Here is a 23,110-nt window from a genome sequence, read left to right as displayed (position 1 = left end):
TCTACGTATCAGGGAATTCAGTGATGAAATACCGCAATACCTTGATGGAGAATCTGACTCGCAGTTCGATTCACCTGAACAGGGGCCTGCTGATTCTGGCGGGCCTTGTGCTGCTGCTGTTCGCCATACTGTTCTGGACCACCCAGCGCCTGATCGATGAGCAGAACAACAAGGTCAGGCTGCACTTCACGCGGCTGATGGAAAACATCCAGGAGCAGGAACGGTTTCTGCAGAAGCTGGCCTCCCGTCAATCGAGCGCAGCGCTGCTGGCGGCCGCCCTCCCCGCGCGCCGTGACGTCAGTGACGTCTCCCAGAACCACTTGCAGTTGCTGCTGACGCCCCTGGGCCTGAGCTTCGGCGCCCAACCGCAGGCCACCGACGTGTTGCCCAAGACCTTCGCCCTGGGCCTGCAGCTGTCGACCTTCTACAACGCCTTCTGGTCCATGTCGCCCTATCACGCACCACGCTCCTTCCTGCTCAACAGCTTCGGCAACTACGACATCAGCCTGCCGGCGGCACGCCACGCGCGAGGCAATCCGTGGCAAGGCAACGGCTCCCATGACAGCGAGTTGGAACAGGTGCTGCAACAACTGAGGGTGAAGAACAACGGCTCGCGGGCCCCACAGGTCCATTGGCAAACCTACAGGCTCCCGGCGTCACTGGACATCGCGCCCAAGCTGCTGGCCTACATCAATCTGCACCTCGGACCGCAGCAGTTGCAGCTGCACGGCGCCAACAGCTGGATGATGGTGGCGTCGCTGCTGGATCTGGACAAGATCAATGACATCGAGCGCCTCATGGAAAGGTCGCTCTATGACGACTTCACCCTCATCGAACCCTCCGGCAGCGTTCTCAGCGGCTCCCCGCCTGCGGCCAAGGCATTGCGCGAAGGACCGAATTTTGGCTTGCGGGGCATGGTCTTCAAGGTCACCAGCCCCACTCCGGCGCTCTGGACCGGGCTCTACAGCATCAGCTACAGAAGTTATCTGGGTTATGCCCTGTGGTTGCTGCTCAGCCTCCTGGCGCTGGCCATGGGCGCGATCGCCTGTGGCTGGATCGCCAGCCGCTGGTACCGCGACCGGGTAGTGGCACCGGCGCAGCTGGCGCACCAGACCCTTGCCGAGAGCGAGGCCTTCAGCCGCGTGGTGCTCGATACCGCGCCCACCGGACTGTGCGTGGTGCGCCGTGAGGACTTCAAGGTGCTGATGGAAAATCGCCAGGCCGTGCAGTGGCCAGGCACCAGCCAACTGCTGAGCTTGCTGCAGCGCGACCTGCCCTTGAGCGACAGCAGCCAAACCTGCCTGGAGATCGAAGGTCGCCACTTGCAAGTGGGACTGGTCGCGACCCGCTACCAGGGACAGGACGTTCTGCTGTGTACCTTCAATGACATCACCGCCCACGTGCAGGACGCGCAACTGCTGGAACAGGCCCGGCTCGCGGCAGACGCGGCCAACCAGGCCAAGACCCTGTTCCTGGCCACCATGAGCCACGAGATCCGCACCCCACTGTATGGCGTGCTCGGTACCCTGGAACTGTTGGGCCTGACCTCGCTCGACGCGCGCCAGAACGAATACCTGCAAACCATCCAGCGCTCCTCCAGCAACTTGTTCCAACTGATCAGTGACGTGCTCGACGTGTCCAAGATCGAGTCGGGCCAGATGAATATCGAGCCCGTGGAGTTCTGTCCACTGGACATGGTGGAAGAGGCGCTGCGCAGCTATGCGGCCTTCGCCGAGCGCCGCGGGCTGCTGCTCTACGCTTGCATCGACCCGAGCCTGCCAAACCTGATGCGCGGGGATGCCGGGCGCATCCGGCAGATCCTCAACAACCTGCTGAGCAACGCCATCAAGTTCACCGACAGCGGCCGGGTGGTGCTACGGGTCCGGGTGCTGGCGCAGCAGGATAGCCAGGCCAGCATCGAATGGCAGGTCACCGACACCGGGATCGGCATCTCGCCGTCGCAACAACCCCAGTTGTTCGCTCCTTTCTATCAGGTCCGCGATGCCTCCAATGAGGCCGGTGCCGGGCTTGGGCTGGCGATCTGTCAGCGTCTCGGCGAGATGATGGGGGGACAAATACAGGTGATCAGCGAACCGGGGCTGGGCAGCAGTTTCTCCCTGCGCCTGAACCTGCAGTGCCTGGCGGGAGCCCTGCCCGGCGCCATGCCGGTGCCCGAGGGGCCTCCGGTGTATGTCCGGGCACCGGTACCGGAGCTGCAGAAAAACACCTGCGAATGGCTCAACCGCCTCGGCCTGCAAGCCTATCCGATGCCCCTGGGCGCGGACGACAAACCACGCAATACGGTGTTGATCGACATGCTGCCCCGTGACAGCCAGCCCGGCTGGCCCGGCCCCTGTGTCACTGCCGGTGCGGTGAGCCACCGGGACCACCGGCTGGCGCAGTGGACGGTCGACGCCCACGATATCCGCACCATCGCCCAAGCCGCGGCGCTGGCCCGTCAAGGACAACCCCTGGATCTGCTGCAACGCCCCCCCGACACCTTGCGCCGCCTGGCGCTCAATGTCCTGGTGGCGGAAGACAACCCGCTCAATCGGACGATCATCAGGGAGCAACTCGAAGCCCTGGGTTGCCAGGTGACCCTGGCGTCCAACGGCGAACAGGCCCTGGAACAATGGCAGCCCCAGCTGTTCGACATTGCCGTCACCGACGTCAACATGCCGCTCATGAACGGCTACGATCTGGCCCGGGAGTTGCGTCGACGGGAGCCGAATCTGCCGATCATCGGCGTTACCGCCAATGCCCTGCGCGAGGAAGGCAACCGTTGCCTGGCCGCCGGCATGAGCGCCTGGATCGTCAAGCCCATGGCCCTGCAGACCCTGCGCGGGCAACTGGAAAAACTCTGCCCGGAGCCTGACACCCGGACCGCAGCGCCGGTGGCCATCAGGCCGGCGGTGCCGGTCCAGCCCCGCCAGCCGGCGCCAGCCGAGCAGCGCATACAGGTGTCGGAGAAAATGCGACCACTGTTCCTGAGCACCATGCATGACGACCTGCAACGCCTGGCCAAGGCGCTGGATACCGGCTCGGGCCAGACCGCCGCCGAGCGCCTGCACAGCATTGCCGGGGCCATGGGCGCGGTGCAGGCCGGGATCCTCGCCAAGGCCTGCGCCGAACTGGAGTGCCAATTACTGGAAAACACGTTGAACCCGACTCTGGAGGGCCAAGTCAGGCAACTGATGCAGCACTTGTCTGAACTTCTGCTGCCCCTTGAATAATGGGTGGCAGGGTTTAATGTACCGTCAGTCTTATGTTTCTTTACTAAATTGCGTATTACACGGGTGTGTTTGCCATGGAAAAACTGAAAGTAGTCATTGCTGACGATCACCCTATTGTTTTGCTCGGCGTGCGCGAGCTCATGGAGCGCGACGACCGCTTCGAAATTGTCGGTGAAGCGGTATGTTCCAAAGGCCTGATCCAGCAGCTGGAATCCAGGCCGGTGGACATTGTCATCACCGACTACAACATGCCCGGAGACTCGCCTTACGGCGACGGCCTGAAGCTGGTGGAGTACCTCAAGCGCAACTTCCCGCACTTGCAGATCCTGATCCTGACCATGATTTCCAATCAACTGATCCTCACCCGCTTGCGCGAATTGGGGGTGGTGGGCGTGATCCAGAAAAGCCAGTTGCACGAGGAGATCCAGACCGCCCTCAAGGCCATCGCGCAAAAAGGCGTGTACCGCAGCCTGGAGCCGGCCTCCCATTCGGTGATGGAATCCAATGTGGCGATCGACGAGCGAATCTCCACACTGTCGCCCAAGGAATTTGAAATACTGCGCCTGTTCGTCTCCGGCAAGAGCGTCAGCGACATTGCCCGCAGCCAGAACCGCAGCTCCAAAACCATCAGTGCGCAGAAGATCTCCGCCATGCGCAAGCTGGACGTGCAGAGCGACCAGGACCTGCTGACCTACTGCATTGGCCGCAATATCTTCAACTGATCGTCATAAGGAAGCACCTGAAAATGGATAGTTCGTCGCCTCGAAAGCACGCCGACCTGCTGGAACTCAAGGCGCTGCAAGGCGCCTGGGAACAGATCTCAATGGAAGACAGCGGCGTGCTCGACCCACCGGACGAACACAGCGCGCCAGGCGCCCTGACCCTGATCGAAGGCAACCGCTTTCGGGTGGTGACGGTGGCCGGGGATACCCTGCTGGCGGGGAGCTTCAGCCTCGACAGCAGCACCCGGCCCAAGTCGATCACCTGGGTCGATTCCATCGGAGCCGACGCCGGCAAGCCTTTGCCGGCCAGCTACCAACTGAGCGCCGATGAGTTCGTGTTCATCGCCGCCGACGAGGGGCAACCGCGGCCCACCCGTTTCAGCACCGGGCCGGGCCAGACCCTGCGCCGCTTTGTCCGCGCCCACCAGGGCCGGTGAACGCGCGCCCCAGTCGCTGATCGTCAATCCCCGCCAAACCCGGCCGCCGGCTCCGCGTCGGCCGGCCCACCCGCCTCGGCCTGGATCGCCCACCAACCCGGCAACAACTGCCGCACCCGGGACTCGGCAAAACGGTCGTCAATCAGCATCAGCACGCCACGATCAGTCTGACTACGAATCACCCGCCCCGCCGCCTGCACCACCTTCTGCAAGCCCGGATACAGGTAGGTGTAGTCGTAGCCGGAACCGAACAACGCCGCCATACGCTGTTTCATCTGCTCGTTCAGCGGGTTGAGCTGGGGCAGCCCCAGGGTGGCGACAAAGGCACCGATCAGCTTGGTCCCCGGCAGATCGATGCCTTCCCCGAACGCCCCGCCCAGAACGGCAAAACCGATGCCCTGCCCCTCGGCACGAAACTGCTGGAGAAAGTCCTGGCGCGAGGCTTCATCCATGCCCCGGGACTGCAACCACAGGGGAATGTGCCGGTGTTCCCGGGCCAGCAGCTCGGCCACCTGCTGCAGATAATCGAAACTGCTGAAGAACGCCAGGTAGTTGCCCGGTCGCGCCGCGAACTGACGGGCCAGCAACTCGACGATCGGTGCCAGCGACGCCTGCCGGTGCACATAGCGGGTGGAGATGCGGCTGACGATCTGCACCTGCAACTGGGCGGCGGCAAAGGGTGACTCCACCTCCAGCCACACCGCGTTGTCCGGCAGCCCCAGCAAGTCACGGTAGTAACGCTCGGGATTGAGGGTGGCGGAAAACAGCACCGTGCTGCGGGCCGCGCTCAGTCGCGGGCCAAGCAACGCCGCCGGCACCACATTGCGCAGGCACAGCCGCGACAGGCTGCGCTTGGCGCCCAGGGCGCGCTTGCTGATGTCAAAGATGAACTGCCGCTCATCGAACAGCTCCGCCACCCGGGCAAATTGCAGCAACTCGAAGTACAGCCCCTGCAGGCCGGCATCCAGGCCCTGGGGCTGCTCGTTGAAATAGGCGCCCAGGGCCGCGACGCACAGGGCCAGGGCCTTGAGCAGCGCCGTGGGTAACTGGGCATAGGCCTGATAGGGCGCGAGTTGTTCCTTGTGCAGGGCATTCCATTCTCGATTCAGACGTTGCAAGGAACTCTTCAGCACCTGGGGCGCAGTCTGGCGCACGCTGGCCAGCTGTTGCTGATCCAGGCTCGCGCTGTACATGCCGCGCCCGCGCTCCACCAGGTTGTGCGCCTCGTCCACCAGCACCGCCAGCTGCCACTGATTGGCCTGGGCCAGGCCGAACAGCAAGGCGCTGAAGTCGAAGTAGTAGTTGTAGTCGGCCACCAGCAGATCGCTCCAGCGGGCCATTTCCTGACTCAGGTAGTACGGACAGACCTGATGCTCCAGGGCCACCTGGCGCAGCGCCTGGCGGTCGAGCATCGGCACCCGGCTGGCCGCCTGGCGCGCCGCCGGCAGACGCTGGTAGAAGCCCTTGGCCAAGGGACAGGACTCACCATGACAGGCTTTGTCCGGGTGTTCGCAAGCCTTGTCCCGGGCCACCAGTTCCAGGACCCGCAGCGCCAGCCCGGCCTGCCCGGCGAACAGCACCCGCGCCGCATCCAGGGCCAACTGCCGTCCCGGGGTCTTGGCGGTGAGAAACAGCAGCTTGTCCAACTGCTGCGGGGCCATGGCCTTGAGCATGGGAAAGATCGTGCCCAGGGTCTTGCCGATGCCGGTGGGGGCCTGGGCCAGCAGGCAGCGGCCGGTGCTGACCGCCTTGTACACCGATTCGGCCAGGTGCCGCTGGCCCTGGCGAAAAGTCGCGTGGGGAAAGTTCAGGGCGCGGGTCGCCTGGTCACGGGCTTGGCGATGGGCCAGCTCCTGCTGTGCCCACTGCAGAAACACCGCGCATTGACGCTCGAAGAACGCCTCCAGTGCCGCGGCACTGTGCTCCTCCACCAGGGCGGTTTCCTGTTCGCTGGCCACGTCGAAATACACCAGCGACACCCGCAGGCTCGGCAACTGCAGGCTCTGGCACAACAGCCAGCCATAGACCCTGGCCTGGGCCCAATGCAGCTGCCGGTGGTTGTCCGGCATGCGCGCCAGATCGCCACGGTAGGTCTTGATCTCTTCCAGCAGGTTCTGCGCCGGGTCGTAGCCGTCTGCCCGCCCCTTGACCAGCAGCTCGCCGTAGCGGCCCTCCAGGGGCACTTCGCTCTGGTAGTCGGGATTGCGCCGGGCCGCCACGGTACGGTGCCCGAGCATGCCCTCAAGCGCACTGGGCGACGGGGTGAAGCGCAGATCCAGGTCGCCGGTCTTGGCACTGAACTCACACAGGGCACGCACCGCGACGCGATAGCTCACGAGGACGGGGCCTGCCATTGCACGTAACACACCACCACCGGCATGTGGTGTTCCTCGCAGAAGTCCAGCCAGCGCAACTGGTTGTCCTGCAGGCGATCCCCCGGGCCCTTGACCTCGATCATCCGGTAGCGTTTTTCCTCGGGCCAGAACTGGATCAGGTCCGGCATGCCGGCGCGGTTGGCCTTGATGTCCAGCAGCAGCCGCTGGAACCAGTGCTTCAGGTGTTCAGCCGGCAGGCAGTCCAGGGCCAGCTCCAGCAGTTCCCGAGTCAAGGCGCCCCAGAACACGAAGGGCGATTGCAGGCCCCATTTGGCGACGAAGCGCTGACGAATGCTGTCCCGGTAGCGGCCATCTTCCAGCTCCTCCAGGCAGGCCTGGAACAGCTCGCTGCGCCTCGGGTGGAAGTCCTCGCTCAACAGATCCACCGGCCCACGCTGGAACGGGTGGAAGAACGCCCCCGGCAAGGGCGCGAAGATCGCCGGCCAGCACAACAGCCCGAACAGCGAGTTGATCAGGCTGTTTTCCACGTAATGCACCGGTGCCTGGGGCTGATGCAGATGAGCCTGGACCTGCAGCTCCACCGTCAGCCCGGCGGGGTCCCGGGGCAGGCTCAGGTCCAGTCGCGCCACCTCGCGGCTGACCGCCCGGGACGCTGGCGGTCCGCCCAGCTTGCGCCGCAAGCGTGGCATCACCCGTAGCAGCTGCTGGGCCTCGGCGGCGCTCTGGGGCGCCGCCGCGGCCTGCTCGGCCAGGGTCAGGGCCGCCGGATATTCGGCGCTCAGTTCCAGAACCCGGATCAGCCGCAGGCGCGCCCCGGGGTAGCTGCACTGCTGGTAGATCTGCCGTGCCAGCGGCCAGTCGGCCAGGCGTTCGCAATACTGCCCCAGCTGGAACAGCAGCTTGGCGCGGCGCTTCTGCAGCCAGGCGTTGGCGCTGCTGAACGCGACGATGCGCGGCAGCACCTCAGGCACCGGCTCGCCGGCCTCGAAGGCCTCTTGGCATTGCTGCAGGTAGATGAAGCCGTCGACGTCGTCGCGACTGCGCAGGCCCCGGGCATCGGCGCTGATCTCGACTTTCTCGTAGCTGTAGATCCCCAGGTCCGCGAGCACGAACTCCGACCAGTCCTGATAGAGGTTGCCGAAGAACATCAGCCGCAACCGATCGCACAAGGGCATGACCGTCAGGCTCAGGAGCCGGTCGGCCAATGCCGGGCACCATTGGCCGAAAGCCTGAGGCTGCGAATCCAACCCCTGCAGCGCCTCCAGCCACTGGCCCTTCTTGGCCTTGGCCGGCAATTCCCACTGGCTGAAGCTCTGCAGAATTTCGGCCTTTTGCAGCAGGCCGAACAGCTCATCCAGGCTCAGTGGTGCCTGCTCGTCGACCCAGCCCAGCGCCAGTAACGGCACCAGGGCCTCGGCGCTGTCGGCGATTTCCGGGTAGCTCAGCTTGCTCAGGCGAAAATGCCGGCCCTTGCGCATCACCATGCGCACCAGCAAAGCCTGGGACGGCTCGGCCAGGACGGCGAAATCGCTGATGAAGCGCTGCTCCTCGGGGCTCAGCACATCGGCATAGCGCTGCTCCAGCCAGCTCAGCACTTGCTGGAAGTTGCACAGGTAATAGAGGGGGTTTTCGAGGGGGTTGGAAGTCACAGAACAAACACGCCACGGCTGGATCGACACTGGTTATGCGTACAGATAACAGCCAGCGCCCCGCTCTGGCAAACACTATTGGATAAATGGCGGGACGAAGATTTTTCCAATGACCCGGCGAACTTTCGTCGTCTTCACTACACCAAGGGGCCATGACTATAGTGTCCGCCACAACGGGGACGTCCCCTAATGAGAGGTCTGTATGAATGTGAAGCACCTGGGATTGCTGTTGATCGCCGTCGGCGCCCTGAACCTGGCCGGCTGCGCCTCGCCCACAGTGGTGACCCTGCAGAACGGTACCCAGTACCTGACTCGGGACCAGCCCAAGACCAAGACCGCCGATGGTTTCTATGAATTCCAGGACATTTCCGGCAAGACAGTGCGGGTCAAGGCGGACGATGTGGCCACGGTCCGCCAGGAAAAATGATGCAGCTCCCGCGCTTCAGGGCGACCAGGGCAACGGGCCCTGCCCTCGCGCGCAGCTAATCCCCAGGGGCTTGCCGCGCTTGGACAACTGGTCACGCATTTGCTGGCAGCGTTCGCGCTCGCGCGCCTCGGCGTTGTCGATGCTGATGTTGCCGGTGCTCGGCGGCGCCGTGCCATCCCCCAGGCGCAGATTGATCGTCGGAGAGTCCGGCTGCAGGTTGAAGCGGCTGGCAGGCGCCGGCTGCGACTGGGCAGGCGCCGGCTGACCGGCCGGCAACTGCTCCACGCTCACCCCGTAACGTTGCAGAATCGAGCTGCGAGGCAACTCCTCGGCGGCGACCAGCCCCGTCCACAGGGCCATCAGCACCCCGGCACTCGCCCATCTCTTGCTGTAGCTCACGGTCAAAACTCTCCTGCCATTGCCCTCAATACGTCGCTGTCCGGCCCGCCAACAACCTTGGGCTGCTCTAAATAACGGTTCAGCCGGCGGCGGCTTTAATGGGTATTGGAGTCGTCGCTTGACCTGTGGGTCACTTTTGTCACACCCGGACAGCGCAGGGCCCATGCCGGACCCCGCGCCGCGGATGCATCAGGCGATGGTGATGCCAGAGCCGTTTAGCTGCTCAAGGCTGACGCCCACCAGGGTCACCGAGTCCTGGCCGAAGGTCAGCAGCGTGTCATGGCCATTGCTGCTGGCGTGGGCCCGGTAGTCCTGGCCCGGCAACACCCCGCTCACCCCCATGAACACCAGCTTGTCGCCGCTCTGGTAGCCGAGGATGCGGTCCTGGCCGAAATGACCGCTGAACAGGAAGGTGTCGTTGCCCCCTCCCGACTCCATCAGGTCATTGCCGGCGCCGCCGACAAACACGTCGTTGCCCCGACCGCCGATCAGGTGATCGTTGCCGTCCAGGCCGAACAGCCAGTCGCCGCCGGCACCGGCCTTGAGCAGGTTGTCCCCGGCATCGCCCTTCACCGACGAGGCGTAGTGAGTCAGTTGCCCCCCCACCTGCAAGCCCTGGGCGGTCACCTGATGCAGCACGTCGTCCTTGAACAGGCCCCAGAGAAACCCCGGCTCCTTGCTCTGGATCGCGCCGATGTCACGGGTGATGCTGATCCCGCCGTTGGCATCGCGCACGTACAGGGTCCCGGCGCCATCGCTGGCGAAGCTGTAGTCGCTGATCGAATGCTGCAAGTCCAGAATGTTGCTGCCCTTGCCGCCCAGGATGATGTTGTAGCCGCCATCGTCGCGAAAGGTGTCATTGCCGTCGCGGCCTTCCAGGTAATCGTTTCCGCGGCCGCCCTGGATCAGGTCGTTGCCGTCGCTGCCGATGATGAAGGTGCTGCCCTTGTGGGTTTCGGCGTTGCGGTTCAGGTCCTGGACCCAGGTGCTGCCCCGGGCCGGGTCCGACAGGTTGGCCACGACAATGGTCGAGTCCTTGCTGGTGAAGTCGTAGAACTGCGATTGCAGGACCCGGGTCAGGCCATCGCCGTAGCCGGTGGGCAGGTGGGAGATCCAGGTGGGGATGTTGAGGATCGAGAACGGCAGCACGTTCCACAGCGACGAGGCGTAGTGGTCGTTGAAGTTGACGATGTTGTTGGTGGCCGAATCCTGGTGGGCGTCGTGCACGCCGAGGGACGACAGGTTGAAACTGGAGCCGTCCAGGGCGCGGAACACCGGGTCGTTCTCATAGCCGATGTTCAGCACCTTGTCGCTGGCGCTCTGGGTCGGCGAGGCATAGGCGATGTAGTTGGAGTCCTTGTAGAACCCGGACCAGCGTTCGCCGCTCAGGTCCGCCAGGCTGTTGACTGCGAGCCCGCCGAGGCTGTGACCGCTGACCAGGATGTCCTTGCCGGACAGGCCATTGGCCTGGGCAAAGGCCGCGACCTTGCCCAGCAACTGGCCGAACGCCTCGCCGGCGTAGTTCTTGGCATAGTCCTTGGGCCCGAGGGCCGCCAGCAGGTCGTTGAGCACATCGCCGAGGGTGTCGCCGATCAGCGACTCCCGTGGCCCGCTGGTGCCGCGAAAGGCGATGCCGATGCTGCTCAAATGCCCCTGGGCATCGTATTTGCCGAGGATTTCCACCTGGGCCGTGCGGTAGCCATCCTTCTCGCCGAAGAAGGTGCCACGGGCGTCGACCTTGCCGCCGTAGCCCAGTTGCTGGGCGCCAAGGGTGGACCAGCCGGCCTGGTGCAAGGCGTCCTTGGCGGCCTTTTCCGAGTCGGGATTCCAGGGAATGCCGGGGATCACCCCCTGGGAATCGCTGCTGCCGATCAAGGCGCTGACCAGGGTAGCCGGCAGGCCCAGGCCGAAGCCGTTGTGCTGGTAACCCACGGCAAAACCGTTGTCGAGGTTGTGATAGGAGTACAGCGTGATCGCCAGCGCATCGGAAAACAGCGCCTTGGAATCGGCTGCGGCGAAATGCTTGTAGTCAAAGACACCCATGGTATTGCCTCTCTTTTGTTGGAATTGTCAGAGAAAGCTCAAGCCCTCCGAGAACATTCGCGGAGGACCTGTACAACACCTTGCACATCCGTTGCCTGGGTCTTAGAAGGACCAGTCCAGGGTCAAGCCGACCCCCTGATTGCGCTCCCGCCCCCCCAGCAGCCCGTGGTAATCCAGATTGACCCGGGTCTGTCGCCCCAGGGTCATGCCCGCCCGCGCCCCGACCACCGCGGCATCGCGGTCCAGGGACAGGCTCTGCACCTTGTAGTCTTGCTCACCCGCGACGAACGCCAGATGCTGCTCGGCCGTCGTGGTACGCAGGTTGTGTTGCCAGCCGAGGCTGGCGGACAGATCCAGCGCCGGCCCGGACGAGAACTGCAGTTGCTTGCCGGCGCGCATGCCCAGGGTCGAGAGCCAGGCCTCGCGATTGTCGGCCCCGCCCCTGAGTGAAGTGGCGCCCCCCTGCTCCTTGAAGCGCTCGCTGCCCAGGTGCACGTAGGCCAGCCCGGCAAAGGGTTCCAGGGTCAGGGCCGGCAATGGCAACTGCCAGGCCGCCTCGCCGAACAATTGCAGGCTTTGCGCATCGCGCTTGCTCTTCTGGCGGTCGGCAAACAGCTCATAGTGCAGTTCGCGCCGGGTGCTGATGCGGTGCCAGCTGTAGGCACCGCCCAGGCTCAGGCGCATGGCGTCCTGTTCCCGGGCGGCATAGGCGCCCAGGTGGTAGCTGTCGACACTGGCCGAAGAATGGCGCCCATCCCCCATGCTCAACGAACTGTCGCTGTAGCCGGTGAACAGCCCCAGGCGCGTGCCATCCTGCGCAACACCATCGACACCGACCAGCAGACCGCCGACCGAAGTGCTGTAGCCGGCCCGTTCATGGCCGCCATCGGCCTTGCCCCAGGCACCCAGGGTCTTGAACCACAGGCCCCGCTCCTGACCTTCAAGCTCCGGCGCGGCCACCAGGGCCGGCTGACGCAGGCGCTCGCCCACGGCGTCGCGCAGGTAGCGGCTGTCATTGAGCAGCAGACTGCCAACAGCCGGATGAATTTCCCCGGACAGTTGCTCGAAGGCCTCTTGCGCACTGGCTGCGCCGGGGGCCAGCAGCAGGCTTTCGTACACCGGGTTGCCCGCCCCCAGCTGCTCGGCGGCAGCCGCCACCGAACGCTGGTTGGGGGTCTGCCCGATGCTGCTGAACGAGGTAGCATTGCGCGCCACCGTCAGTTGCACCCCGCTGGCGCGGTAATCCAGGTTGCCGCCGAGGAACAGCGAGTTGGACAGCACCGAGCCAAAGCGGCCCTGGATACCGTTGGCCGCCTGCAGAATGTCCAGCTGTTGCCCCAGCAGGCTGGCCACCCGTTGTCCATCGAGGGTCAGCCCCGGGTTCTCCAGCTCCAGGGCCAGAGCGGCGCCGCCGAGGCTTGCCTGGCCATCGCTGACAATCCGGTCGCTGCCGCTGGGGGACACCTCCACCGCATAGGTCGACCCCGGCAAAAAGGTCACATCCGAGCCGACGTGCAAGGTGCCGATGGAGTTGCCCGGAGCCACCACCGCGCCGGCGTTGGCGGTGAGCCCGGCAATCCGCCCGGTGCCGCCGAGAATGCCGCCATCGTTGACCGTCACCGCCGACGCCAGCGAGCCATTGACCGCCAGCCGGCCCTGGTTGACCAGGGTCGGCCCGGTGTAGGTATTGGCGCCGCTGAGCACCAGGGTGCCGACGCCCTGCTTGGTCAGGCCGCCGTGGCCACTGATGTCGTTGCTCCACAGATCCAGCACGCACCCCAGGTCATTGCAGCGGCGCTCGGTCGGCTTGCCGGCATCGAGCAATGCACCATAGCCCGGCAGGTCGGCGACGAACTGGGACGAGCCGTAGCCGCCCTGGACACGCAGCGCCTCGGGGATGTCCGCCTCGGTCACCAGCATCCCCGGCCCGCGAATGCCCTTGTCCAGGTTGATCATCCCCCAGCCGTACAGCTCATCCACGCCCGGCGCGCCGAGGTCGGTGGCGGTGGTGCGCAAGACGCTGGCGACCTGGGCCGCGCTCATGTAGGGAAAGCGCTCCATCAGCACCGCCGCGGCACCGGCCGCATGGGGCGCGGCCATGGAGGTGCCGTTCTTGTTGGCATAGCCCAGGGTCATGTTCTCCAGGCGGGTGCCGCCGATCACCGAGCTGTAGATCCGGGTGCCGGGGGCCGACACGCAAAAGCTCGCGGTGTAGCCGCAACGTGAAGAGAAGGTACTGATGACATAGGGGTCGGCACTGGCGGTATCGGGGTTCTGTTGCAAGGCCGCCACAGTCAACCAGTTGGGGGCGATCTCCGGTACGAAGTAGGCCAGTCCGGCGATCGCGTCGGGGTTGTTCAGGTTGTAGTCGTTACCGGCCGCGAACAGGGTCAGCACCCCGCTGCGGGCCGCGGCGATGGCGCCATCGTAGGCGCCGCCCGGCAAGCTGCCCCGCAACGGCTGGATCTGCGCGAACTGCGCCCGGGCATCGTCCAGGGTGAAGTGCGGGAACGCCGGATCGCGCCCGCCCTTGCTGAAGCGGTCGGTAATGCCGATGCCCCAGCTGTTGTTGATGATCCGCGCGCCGCTGGCCACCAGGCCGTCCCAGCCGGCCTTGTACACCGCGCCATCGTTACCGAGGATGATGCCGTCCTCGGGGCCCGGGTCGCCGTTGTCGGCACTGATGATCTGGGCATCGAAGGCCACCCCGTGCATCGCCCCGCCATCACGGTTGCCGGCGGCGATCCCGCCAACGTGAGTACCGTGAGAACCCAGCTTGCCGTCCGAGCCCACCGAAGGTCGGCCGTCATAGACGAAGGCATCGCCGGCCTTCACCGGGATATAGGGATCGGTGTATTGGCGAATGCCGCTGGTGACCAGGGTCAGCACCTTGCCCGGGCTGGCGAACTCCGGATGCAGGGCATACACCGGCTGATCGAAGATCCCCAGCTTGATGCCCTTGCCACTGAAACCTTCGGCATAGGCGCTGTCGGCGTGTATCGCCCCCAGGCCCCAATCGGCCTTGAACTCGCTGCTGCGCCAGCTCGCCGCATCGCCCCGGCGGCCGGTTTCCACATAGGGCGCCGCCTGGGCCGAGCCCAGCAGCGCCACCCAACCCAACAGCGCCGTAGCCAGAGGGAACCAGCCACACGCTGGCACAACGCGATCCTTGCGTTTGCTTTGTTTCACACGACCTTCCTTAGTTGTGTTGCGAAATGTCCTGTAGCGGGCCGCCGCTGATGGGCGACTGCCGGCCCTGACGCGCCACCGGCTTGGCGCCAGGCAGCGGTTCAGGCGGCTGCGAACCCGGGGCGGCGCCTCCTGCGCACGCCCCGGAGCGCAAGCGGATCAGGCGAACACGATGCCCGAGCCGTTCAACCCGTCCATGCCGACCCCCACCAGGGTCACCGAGTGCTCGCCCACCTTGAGCAGGGTGTCGTTGCCGCTCTGGGACAGGTGCTGGCGATAGTCGTACTGGCTGTCGATGCCGGGCACGCCCATGAACACCAGCTTGTCGCTGTACTGGTAGCCCTGGATCAGGTCGAGCCCGAAATTACCGCTGAACAGAAAGGTATTGCCGCCGCCCCCGGTGGAATGCATGACGTCGTTGCCGGCGCCGCCGACGAAGGTCACGTCGGCCTTGTCACTGCTCAGCAGGTCGTCGCCGCCATGGCCGAACAGCCAGTCGCCGTCGACGCTGGCCACCAGCGCGTTGCCATAGGCATCGCCGTTGAGGGAGTGGTTGTAGGCGGTCCACTGGTTGCCGTGCTGCAGGCCCTCGGCGGTCACGTTGTAGCTGACGTCCTTGCCGAACAGTTGCCACCAGCTCCCGGCCTCGTGACTGACCAGGGCGCCGATATCCCGGGTCATGCTGATGCCGCCGTAGGCATCGCGGATATACAGGGTGCCGTCGCCATCGTTGGCAATGGAGAAGTTGCGCAGCGGCTGTTGCAGCTCCAGGACGTTATGCCCCTGGCCGCCATGGATGATGTTGTAGCCGCCGTCGTCGCGGAAACGGTCATCGCCGGCGCCGCCGTCCAGGTAGTCATTGCCCTTGCCGCCGTGCAGCAGGTCGTTGCTCTGGGTGCCGATGATCAAGGTGCTGCCGGTGTGTTGCTCCGCGTACAGGTTGAGATCCTTGACCCACACCTGATCACGCTGGCCCTCGGACAGGTTGGAGATCACCACCGTCGAATCGCGGCTGGTCAGGTCATAGAAGTCCGAGCCGATCAGGCGGTTGAGGCCGGCGGCATAATCCACCGCGCTGTGGGCCGACCAGGACTTGGGGTTGAGAATGCTCTGGGGAATCAGTTGGCCAAGGAATGACGAATAGTGATCGGTGAAGCTGACGATGTTGTCGGTCGCCGACTCCTGGGGCTTGTCGTGGGTGCCCAGGGATGACGCGTTGAAGTGGGTGCCGTCCAGAACGCGGAACACCGGGTCGTTTTCATAGCCGATGTTCAGCACCTTGTCGCCGGCGCTCTGGGTCGGCGAGGCAAAGGCCACGTAGTTGGCGTCCTGGTAGAAACCGCCCCAGTGCTCCGTGCTCATGGTCGCCAGGCTGTTGACCCCCAGCCCGCCCAGGCTGTGCCCGGTGACCAGCACATCGCTGCCGCTCAGGCCCCGGGCCGTGGCGAACGCCGCGACCTTGCCCAGCAGGTTGTCGAAGGCCAGGCGACTGTAGTTGTCGGCAAACCCCGAGACAAAGGCCGCCTGCAGGTCGTTGATACCGTCCTTGAGGCTGTCGGTACCGCGAAAGCTGATGCCGATGGAAAGCAACTGGCCACTGGCGTCGTACTTGCCCAGCACCTCGACCTGGGCGTCGCTGACGATCGCCTGCTCGCCAGAAATCGTGCCCTGGGCGCTGACATTGCCCTGGTAGCCCAGCTGGCTCGCGCTGATCGGCCGCCAGGCAGTGCCCGGCAGGGCCTCGCCGGTGGGCGTGGAGGCGTACAGGGCCAAGGTAATGGCCTCGCTATAGAGGGTCTTGCCGTCACCGCCAAGGGCATTCTTGTAATCGAAGATGCTCATGTTCCTTCCTCTTTTTTATTGTCCTTGTACCTGGGCTGCGCAACGCAGCCTAGGGCCTTGCGCGCTCGGCGAAGGCTTCGTCGACCCTGGCCAGATCCTCTTCGCGCAAAGTTCCCGCGTAGTAGTGCAATTTGGTCCAGGCCATCAAGTAGTCATAGCGGGCCTGAGCCAGGTCGCGGCGCGTGGTGTACAGCTGCTGCTCGGCATTCAGTGCATCGAGGTTGACCCGCTCACCGCCGAGAATGCTCTGCTTGGTCGACACCACCAGGGCCTCGGCCGAGGCCAGGGCCTTCTGGTACGCGCGCAACTTGTTCACTCCCGAAAGACAGGCACTGAACTGTCGGCGAAGTTCAATCAGGGTTTCCCGAGTCTTGCCGTCCAGTTCGTATTCGGCCTGCTCCATGGCGCGGCTGGCCTGGCGGGTCGAGGCCGACACCCCGCCACCGGCGTACAGCGGCAGGCTGACCTCGATGCCAATGGTGTTGGTGTCGTAGCGCTGGTTGTAGGTGTTGCCGCTTTCCGATTCGTTCTGGCGCATGGTGGCGTAGGCGTTGAGCTTGGGCAGGTGCCCGGCGCGGTTACGCTCCACCTCGTAGCGCGCCACTTCGACCCGCTGGCGCTGGGACGCCAGCAACGGGTTGTTGCTCAGGGCCAGCTCGTGCCAGGTGTCGTAGTTGGCAGGCGTCAGGGAGAACGACTGGAAGTTCTCCTGCAACGGGTCAAGGTCGCGCACATCGAGCGTCGGTTCGCCAATCAGCGCCCCCAGCTCGCGCAGGGCCGCGTCCTGCTCGTCGCGGGCCTCGATCTCCTCGGCGGTGGCCAGTTCATAGCGTGACTCGGCTTCGAGGATGTCGGTACGGGTGCCCTCGCCCTGCTGGAACATGTGCCGGTTCTGCTGGAACTGCTGCTCGAAGGCCTTTTTCTTGGCCTGGGCAATGTCGATCTGGTCCTGGGCGAACAGCGCCTTGGTGTAGTAGCTGAGCACTCGCACCAGCAACTCCTGGCTCTTGCCACGAAAGTTCTCGTCGGCGAACAGGGCCTGGGCCACGCCCTTGCGGTAATTGGCGTAGGCCTCATAGTCGATCAGCGGCTGCTGCACGGTCAGGGACGAACCGTAGCTGTCGTAGTTGCGCTTTTCGGTGACGGTGCCGCGCACGGTGTCCAGGTAGCTGACCTTGGAGTTGTTGTGGCCCTTGTTGTAGCTGTAACCGACCTTGGGCAGCAGCCCGGCGCGGCCGATGGCGCGGTTCTCCAGGCCGGCGTCGCGCTCCTTGATGGCGCCGAGGAACACCGGATCGTTGCGCAGTGCCTGTTCGTAGATCTGGAACGGGCCCACGGCCTGGGCCGTCTGGCAGGCGAACAGCGCCAGGGCCGCCGCGACAATGGAAAGCTTACTCATACGACGCGACATCCTTATTCTTCGGTCAGTGCGGAGCCGGCCCGATCGAGCAGAGGCTTGAACAGGTAATTGAGCAGTGAGCGCTCGCCGGTGCGCACGAACATCTCCGCCGGCATCCCGGGCTTGATCACCAGCCCGTTGAGCTTCTCCATGGCCTGGTCGCTGACGCTGCTGCGCAGCACGTAGTACGGCATGCCGGTTTTCTCGTCGACCATCTGGTCGGCGGACACCAGGCTGACCTCGCCGGACACCCTGGGCGTGCGGCTCTGGTTGAAGGCGGTGAACAGGATGTCCACCGGCAGATGGGGGCCGACCTTGTCCACCAGGTTCACCGGCAGGCGCCCTTCCACTTCCAGGTGCGTGCCCTGGGGCACGATTTCCAGCAGGGTTTCACCCTGGCGCACCACCGCGCCTTCGGTGTGCACCCCGAGGTTGACCGCGATGCCGTCGGCGGTGGCGATGATCTCGCTGTGCTGCAAGTCGAAACCGGCCGAGGTCAGCTGCTGTTCCAGGGTCTGGGTCTTGAGCTGGGCCTCGGCCAGCTGGCTGCGCACCTCTTTCTGATATTCCTCGCTGTGCTGCTGCAGCTTGAGCCGGGATTCGAGAATGCCCTGCTCGATGCGCCCGCTTTCGCCGGTGTTCTGTGCCAGTTCCTGCTGCACCTGGGACAGTTGGCGCTGGTATTCCAGCAGGCGGTTGCGCGGGATATAGCCGTTGTCCGCCAAAGGCTGCAGGTTGCTCAGTTGCTGGCGCAGGGACTCGGCCTGATTGCTCAGGTCGGTGCGCGCACGCCGCATGCCCGCCAGTTGCGCGGTGGCGCCTTCGATGTTGGCGCGGATGCCCGCCTGCTCGCGCAAGAATGCCTCGCGCCGACTGCTGAACAACTGGCGCTGACCTTCCAGCACCAGGGCCAGGCGCGGGTCGTCACTGCTGCTCAGCTGCGACGGGAAGTCCACCTGCTTGAGGTTGTCGCGCTCGCTGCGCCAGCGCGCCAGGCTGGCCACCGCCATGCGGTACTGGGCCTGCAGGGATTGCACATCCGCCGCCACCTGGGTCTGGTCGAGCCGAAACAGCGGCTGGCCCTGTTTCACGCTTTCGCCTTCACGCACCAGGATGCGGCTGACCACCCCACTGCTCATGGACTGCACCGCCTTGCGCTTGCCGGACACCACCACCGTGCCCTGCACCGGGATGCCCTGATCCAGGGGCGCCAGAGCGGCCCAGACAAAGAAACTGCCGGCCCCCGCCAGGGCCAGAAGCCAGCCCAGGCGGGCGAAAAAGCCGGCGTCGCGTTCCACGCGCTCGGGGGCGTAATCCTGTTCGATCATCATGTCGCGGTCCTTGCTCATGCGCCTTTATTCCGTGTCGGAGCCTGATACTGGCGGCTCATGCTCAAGCCCCCGGGGGCGGCCGCCACCGGCTTGGGGCTTTCCTGGGGGGCTGGCGACTGGCCGCTGGACAACGCCTTGAGCACCTCCTGGCTGGGACCGAAGGCCTGCAAGCGTCCCTCGTTGAGCACCAATAGCTTGTCGGCCAGGGCCAGCACCGACGAGCGGTGGGTCACCAGCACCACGCTGGCGCCCCGGGCCTTGAGCTGGGCAATGGCCGCCGCCAGGGCGCTTTCGCCCACGGTGTCGAGGTTGGAGTTGGGTTCGTCGAGCACCACCAGACTCGGGTTGCCATACAGCGCCCGGGCCAGGGCCACCCGCTGTTTCTGCCCGCCGGACAGGCCGCTGCCGTCGTCCCCGAGCACGGTGTCGTAGCCCTGGGGCAGGCGCAGGATCAGCTCATGCACCCCGGCCAGTTGGGCGGCCTGGACCACCTGCTCCGGGTCGGCCTCGCGAAAGCGCGCAATGTTCTCGGCGATGCTGCCGCTGAACAGTTCGATGTCCTGGGGCAAGTAACCGATGTAGGGCCCCAGCTCATCGCGATTCCAGCGGTGAATGTCGGCACCGTCCAGGCGCACCGTGCCGCCCAGGGTCGGCCAGACCCCCACCAGCACCCGGGCCAGGGTCGACTTGCCGGAACCGGAAGCCCCCAGCACGCCCAGCACTTCACCGGCATTGAGGTTGAAGGTCACCTGCTGCAGGGTGGCCATGCGCCGCCCGGGCGGCCCCGCGCTGACTTGTTCGAAGCTCACCTGGCCCTTGGGCGGCGGCAGCGACATGGCGCTGTCGCCAGGCGCGAACTCGCGCAGCAGCGCATCCAGGCGTCGGTAGGCCAGCTTGGCCGAACTCCACTGTTTCCACACCGCGATCAACTGGTCGATAGGGCTCAGCACCCGGCCCATGAGGATCGACCCGGCGATCATCATTCCCGCGGTCATGTCGCCCTTGATCACCAGCAAGGCACCCAGGCCCAGCACCAGCGATTGCAGGCACAGGCGCAGGGTCTTGCTCAGGGAACTGATCACCGAACCGGTGTCGCTGGCCTGGTTCTGCCTGCCGAGAAACCGCGAATGCACCCCGAACCAGCGTTTGCGCAAGGCCCCGAGCATGCCCATGGCCTGGATGGTTTCAGCGTTGTGCAGATGACTGGTGGCCAGTTGGGTGGATTTCTGCGAATAGCCGCTGGCCTCGGCCAGGGGCTTCTTGGTCATGGCTTCGTTGAAGCAGGCCAGCGCGATCAGCAACAAGGCACCGGCGGTGGCGAACACGCCGAGCCAGACGTTGAAGGCGTAGATCACCAGCAGATAGATGGGAAACCAGGGCGCATCGAAGAAGGCGAACAGTGCCGGTCCAGTGAGGAACTGGCGAATGTGGGTCAGGTCCCCCAGGGACTGCCCGGCATGGCCTTCGCCACGGGCCAGGTTGCGTTCGAAGGCGGCCTGGTAGACCCGCAGGTTGAAACGCCGCTCCAGCTGGCTGCCGATGCGAATGACGATAAAGCTGCGCACCACTTCCAGGAGCCCGATAAACACGAAGAAGCCCACCACCATCAGCGACAGCATCACCAGGGTGGTTTCGTTCTGTGAAGACAGCACCCGGTCGTAGACCTGCAACATATAGATGGAAGGCACCAGCATCAGCACATTAATCAAGGCGGTAAAACAGCCGACACTGATCAGAATGCCCTTATATTCGCCCAATGCCTTAAACAGTGGTGCAGGATGACTATTGTTCAGCATCTTCAACATTTTCCCTGAGTCGACCCTGCGCGCCGAACGCGAGTACCTCATATACGGCGCAACTAAAGATGTGCGTCCCTTAGTCTCGAATTCTGCGGACACACCCGAACCGGACAGCTGGTTTAATAGCTATCCGGTTATAAACCTGTCGATTAAAAGAGTGACGAAATTAAAGCCACCTAGAATTAAACGAACAACCTGCCGCATTAATTAGCCAGCACGCTGCAATACGATCAAACCGTCGCCTTTGAGGCGCGCTTCGTACAGGCCTTCTCTCTGTCGACTGAAAAAGATGATTCTTGAACCTTCGCGCCCGGTGATGGCAATACCGTCAGGCTCAGGAAACCAGCCTACCGCCGCCTCGCCGAGCCACTTCGACAGGCACTCGGCGCCGTCTCCCAGGGCGGCGTTCTGCAACAGGTCCAGGGCGCAGGCGGCGCCAGGTTCGCTCTGTTGCTGCAACTGCCAGTGTCCAACCAGTTCCGAGGGGTCCGCCAAGCGCAGGCTGCTTGCCATGGTTATTGCTCCGTAGAAGATCGTCAGCGTCGCCAGCAGCCAGGTGGCCGCCTTGCGACTCAAGCTATGTGGGGTCATGGGGGATGCTCCGTCCGCCCGGTAGACTCGCTCAGCCCCGGGCCCAATGCAACAACGCAAGGCAGCGCTTGGGCGCTGCCTTGCGCCTGTTTCAATCAGGCGATGATATCGCTGACCGCTGCCTGGCCCACGGTGCTGACCAGGAAGTCCGCCACGCCATGCCCGGAGAAGTCCACGGACAAGGTGCTGATCCCGCCGGAAGTGCTGAGGATCGCGTCACCCGCCGCGCCGGTGAAGGCATTGACGAAGTGCAGGCCCGCGCCCTTGGTGATCCCGGTCAGGTCGATCTTGTCCAGGCCGCTGACAAAATCCATGATCTGGTCGGCCGCACCCGGCTTGGAATCGCTGCTGGCGCCGAACACGAAGGTGTCCGCACCCGCACCGCCCCATAGCTGATCCGCACCACCGGCGCCGTAGATGATGTCGTTGCCGGCACCGCCCTTGAGCACGTTGGCCGCATCGTTACCGATCAGCAGGTCGTTGCCCGAGCCACCGAAGGCGTTTTCCACAGTCACGCCCTGGGCGATGGAAACGTTGCCCACCATGCCGCCAACGTCGGAGAACGACCCGGCATTGAGGTTGATCTTCTGGTTCTGGGTAAAACCGGAGAAATCCAGGGTGTCGTTGCCGCCACCGTCCCACACCGAGAACACCAGCTTGTCGGCGGAGGAACTGGCGCTGTAGAAATCGCGCCCGGTATTGGAGTTGAAACCGTAGGTGGTATCACCGGCACGGGTGCTGTAGTTGGCTCCGTAGAGTTTCTGGATGGCGGCGATGTCGTCCATCAGCGGACCGGACGAATAGGCTTCGACCCCGCCCTTGCTGAAGTTCTGGCCGGTGTTGCTTTCACTCCAGTAGCTCATGACGCTGTAGCCACGGGTGTCCTGGCCGTAGCTGGCGTCCTTGTAGCTTGGGTTGCCTTCGCCGGCGTTGTAGTCGCCAGGGTGAGCCAGGCCCAGGGTGTGACCGATCTCATGGGTCAGGGTCTGACGGCCATAGTTGTTCAGGTCGGGGTTCTTGTTCTGGGTGTAGCCGCTGTTGATCAGGTACCACGAGGTGCCGTCGTAGCCAGCACCGGTGCCCGGCAGGTAGGCGAAGGCCGCCGCGCCGTCCTGGCCGCCGCTGTAGTTGCCGAAGGTCATGTGACCATCGCCACCCGAGGCTTTCTCGGTGAATACCACGTTGGCCACATCGGCCCACGACTGCATGGCCAGCACCGCCTGGGCCTTCTGTTGCGCGCTGAACTGGCTGAACCCGGTGATGCCATGCTTGTTCATGGTGCTCGAGGAGGCCGAGGTCAGGAAGGTATAGGTCAGGTCGATCTTGCCGTTACCGTTCAGGTCCTTGTAGGCAGCGCCGTCACGCAGCAGTTGCGTGGCGGCCTGATCGACCGAAAACGAAGGTTTGCCATTGAGCGTGAGATTGCCGCCACGATCGTATTGGTGACTGAAGCTATTGATCTGGTTATACGCCGAACTTGCTGCGGCCAATGGCACGAGTTGCTGTTCAGCAGATGCAATAGCGTTCTCTGTTACTTTCGACATAAACACACTTCCTTGTAATCAATGGAACAGTTTTTGTCAGATAGCGACAATCCCTGGCGAGATCGTCCTATCACTCGCCCTAAGCAGGCGAAAGCAAGCTGACACAATTTGAAATCAGGCGTCCACTACTTTTTTGACGTCAAATTCCACTGTTCCGACAAACTCCCGC

General features: G+C 64.3%; 15 protein-coding genes. 4 read left to right on the top strand and 11 right to left on the bottom strand.

What is annotated here, in order from left to right; translation table 11 throughout:
• The first annotated feature begins 23 nt into the window (after positions 1-23).
• From DNK59_RS18140 to DNK59_RS18130, 3 genes are all read left to right on the top strand, one after another.
• Positions 24-3,233 (top strand): hybrid sensor histidine kinase/response regulator, encoded by a 3,210-nt coding sequence (locus tag DNK59_RS18140; RefSeq protein ID WP_110725406.1) that lies wholly within the window; start codon positions 24-26, stop codon positions 3,231-3,233.
• Between the two features lie 74 nt (positions 3,234-3,307).
• The gene (locus DNK59_RS18135) at positions 3,308-3,955 is read left to right on the top strand and encodes a response regulator (RefSeq protein WP_060839156.1); all 648 of its coding nucleotides are present in this window, start codon (positions 3,308-3,310) and stop codon (positions 3,953-3,955) included.
• Positions 3,956-3,978: 23 nt separating this feature from the next.
• Positions 3,979-4,392 (top strand): TIGR03067 domain-containing protein, encoded by a 414-nt coding sequence (locus DNK59_RS18130; RefSeq protein WP_110725405.1) that lies wholly within the window; start codon positions 3,979-3,981, stop codon positions 4,390-4,392.
• Between the two features lie 23 nt (positions 4,393-4,415).
• Here the strand turns inward: DNK59_RS18130 and DNK59_RS18125 are convergent, their stop codons facing one another.
• Together DNK59_RS18125 and DNK59_RS18120 are read right to left on the bottom strand one after the other, a co-directional pair.
• Complete coding sequence (locus DNK59_RS18125; RefSeq protein WP_110725496.1) at positions 4,416-6,728, bottom strand: ATP-dependent DNA helicase; 2,313 nt, start codon at positions 6,726-6,728, stop codon at positions 4,416-4,418.
• Complete coding sequence (locus tag DNK59_RS18120) at positions 6,725-8,377, bottom strand: VRR-NUC domain-containing protein (protein WP_110725404.1); 1,653 nt, start codon at positions 8,375-8,377, stop codon at positions 6,725-6,727. The genes DNK59_RS18125 and DNK59_RS18120 overlap by 4 nt, the downstream gene beginning before the upstream one ends.
• Positions 8,378-8,579: 202 nt before the next feature.
• Between DNK59_RS18120 and DNK59_RS18115 the strand changes: the two genes are divergently transcribed.
• Positions 8,580-8,804 (top strand): YgdI/YgdR family lipoprotein, encoded by a 225-nt coding sequence (locus DNK59_RS18115; RefSeq protein ID WP_110725403.1) that lies wholly within the window; start codon positions 8,580-8,582, stop codon positions 8,802-8,804.
• Positions 8,805-8,819: 15 nt separating this feature from the next.
• Here the strand turns inward: DNK59_RS18115 and DNK59_RS18110 are convergent, their stop codons facing one another.
• From DNK59_RS18110 to DNK59_RS18070, 9 genes are all read right to left on the bottom strand, one after another.
• Positions 8,820-9,203, bottom strand: coding sequence for a hypothetical protein (locus DNK59_RS18110; protein ID WP_110725495.1), 384 nt, complete (start codon positions 9,201-9,203; stop codon positions 8,820-8,822).
• A gap of 189 nt (positions 9,204-9,392) precedes the next feature.
• Positions 9,393-11,246, bottom strand: coding sequence for a polyurethanase (locus DNK59_RS18105; protein WP_110725402.1), 1,854 nt, complete (start codon positions 11,244-11,246; stop codon positions 9,393-9,395).
• A 102-nt stretch (positions 11,247-11,348) separates the two neighbouring features.
• Entirely contained in the window at positions 11,349-14,405 is a 3,057-nt protein-coding gene (locus DNK59_RS18100; protein ID WP_256596455.1) for an autotransporter domain-containing protein, read from the bottom strand.
• A 189-nt stretch (positions 14,406-14,594) separates the two neighbouring features.
• Positions 14,595-16,277, bottom strand: a complete 1,683-nt coding sequence (locus DNK59_RS18095) for a polyurethanase (RefSeq protein ID WP_110725400.1) — start codon at positions 16,275-16,277, stop codon at positions 14,595-14,597.
• Between the two features lie 49 nt (positions 16,278-16,326).
• Positions 16,327-17,676, bottom strand: coding sequence for a TolC family outer membrane protein (locus DNK59_RS18090; protein ID WP_371920304.1), 1,350 nt, complete (start codon positions 17,674-17,676; stop codon positions 16,327-16,329).
• A 14-nt stretch (positions 17,677-17,690) separates the two neighbouring features.
• Positions 17,691-19,025, bottom strand: coding sequence for an HlyD family type I secretion periplasmic adaptor subunit (locus DNK59_RS18085; protein WP_110725398.1), 1,335 nt, complete (start codon positions 19,023-19,025; stop codon positions 17,691-17,693).
• Positions 19,022-20,803: a type I secretion system permease/ATPase gene (locus tag DNK59_RS18080; protein ID WP_110725494.1), complete on the bottom strand. Its 1,782-nt coding sequence runs from the start codon at positions 20,801-20,803 to the stop codon at positions 19,022-19,024. Before DNK59_RS18080 ends, DNK59_RS18085 begins: the two co-directional genes overlap by 4 nt.
• 210 nt (positions 20,804-21,013) lie before the next feature.
• Entirely contained in the window at positions 21,014-21,397 is a 384-nt protein-coding gene (locus tag DNK59_RS18075) for an AprI/Inh family metalloprotease inhibitor (protein WP_110725397.1), read from the bottom strand.
• A 95-nt stretch (positions 21,398-21,492) separates the two neighbouring features.
• Positions 21,493-22,941 carry a serralysin family metalloprotease gene (locus DNK59_RS18070; RefSeq protein WP_110725396.1) on the bottom strand — a complete coding sequence of 483 codons (1,449 nt, stop codon included), beginning with the start codon at positions 22,939-22,941 and terminating at the stop codon, positions 21,493-21,495.
• Positions 22,942-23,110 lie beyond the last annotated feature (169 nt).

The sequence above is a fragment of the Pseudomonas sp. TKO26 genome (assembly GCF_003225665.1).
Lineage (GTDB): Bacteria > Pseudomonadota > Gammaproteobacteria > Pseudomonadales > Pseudomonadaceae > Aquipseudomonas > Aquipseudomonas saponiphila.
Note: the sequence above shows the minus strand (reverse complement) of the source record. Positions and strands in the feature narration are given on the sequence as shown.

Coding starts and splice junctions, on each gene's coding strand:
- DNK59_RS18140 (WP_110725406.1), top strand. CDS start 24: ATGAAATACCGCAATACCTTGATGGAGAATCTGACTCGCAGTTCGATT.
- DNK59_RS18135 (WP_060839156.1), top strand. CDS start 3,308: ATGGAAAAACTGAAAGTAGTCATTGCTGACGATCACCCTATTGTTTTG.
- DNK59_RS18130 (WP_110725405.1), top strand. CDS start 3,979: ATGGATAGTTCGTCGCCTCGAAAGCACGCCGACCTGCTGGAACTCAAG.
- DNK59_RS18115 (WP_110725403.1), top strand. CDS start 8,580: ATGAATGTGAAGCACCTGGGATTGCTGTTGATCGCCGTCGGCGCCCTG.
- DNK59_RS18105 (WP_110725402.1), bottom strand. CDS start 11,246: ATGGGTGTCTTTGACTACAAGCATTTCGCCGCAGCCGATTCCAAGGCG.
- DNK59_RS18095 (WP_110725400.1), bottom strand. CDS start 16,277: ATGAGCATCTTCGATTACAAGAATGCCCTTGGCGGTGACGGCAAGACC.
- DNK59_RS18090 (WP_371920304.1), bottom strand. CDS start 17,676: ATGAGTAAGCTTTCCATTGTCGCGGCGGCCCTGGCGCTGTTCGCCTGC.
- DNK59_RS18085 (WP_110725398.1), bottom strand. CDS start 19,025: ATGAGCAAGGACCGCGACATGATGATCGAACAGGATTACGCCCCCGAG.
- DNK59_RS18080 (WP_110725494.1), bottom strand. CDS start 20,803: ATGCTGAACAATAGTCATCCTGCACCACTGTTTAAGGCATTGGGCGAA.
- DNK59_RS18075 (WP_110725397.1), bottom strand. CDS start 21,397: ATGACCCCACATAGCTTGAGTCGCAAGGCGGCCACCTGGCTGCTGGCG.
- DNK59_RS18070 (WP_110725396.1), bottom strand. CDS start 22,941: ATGTCGAAAGTAACAGAGAACGCTATTGCATCTGCTGAACAGCAACTC.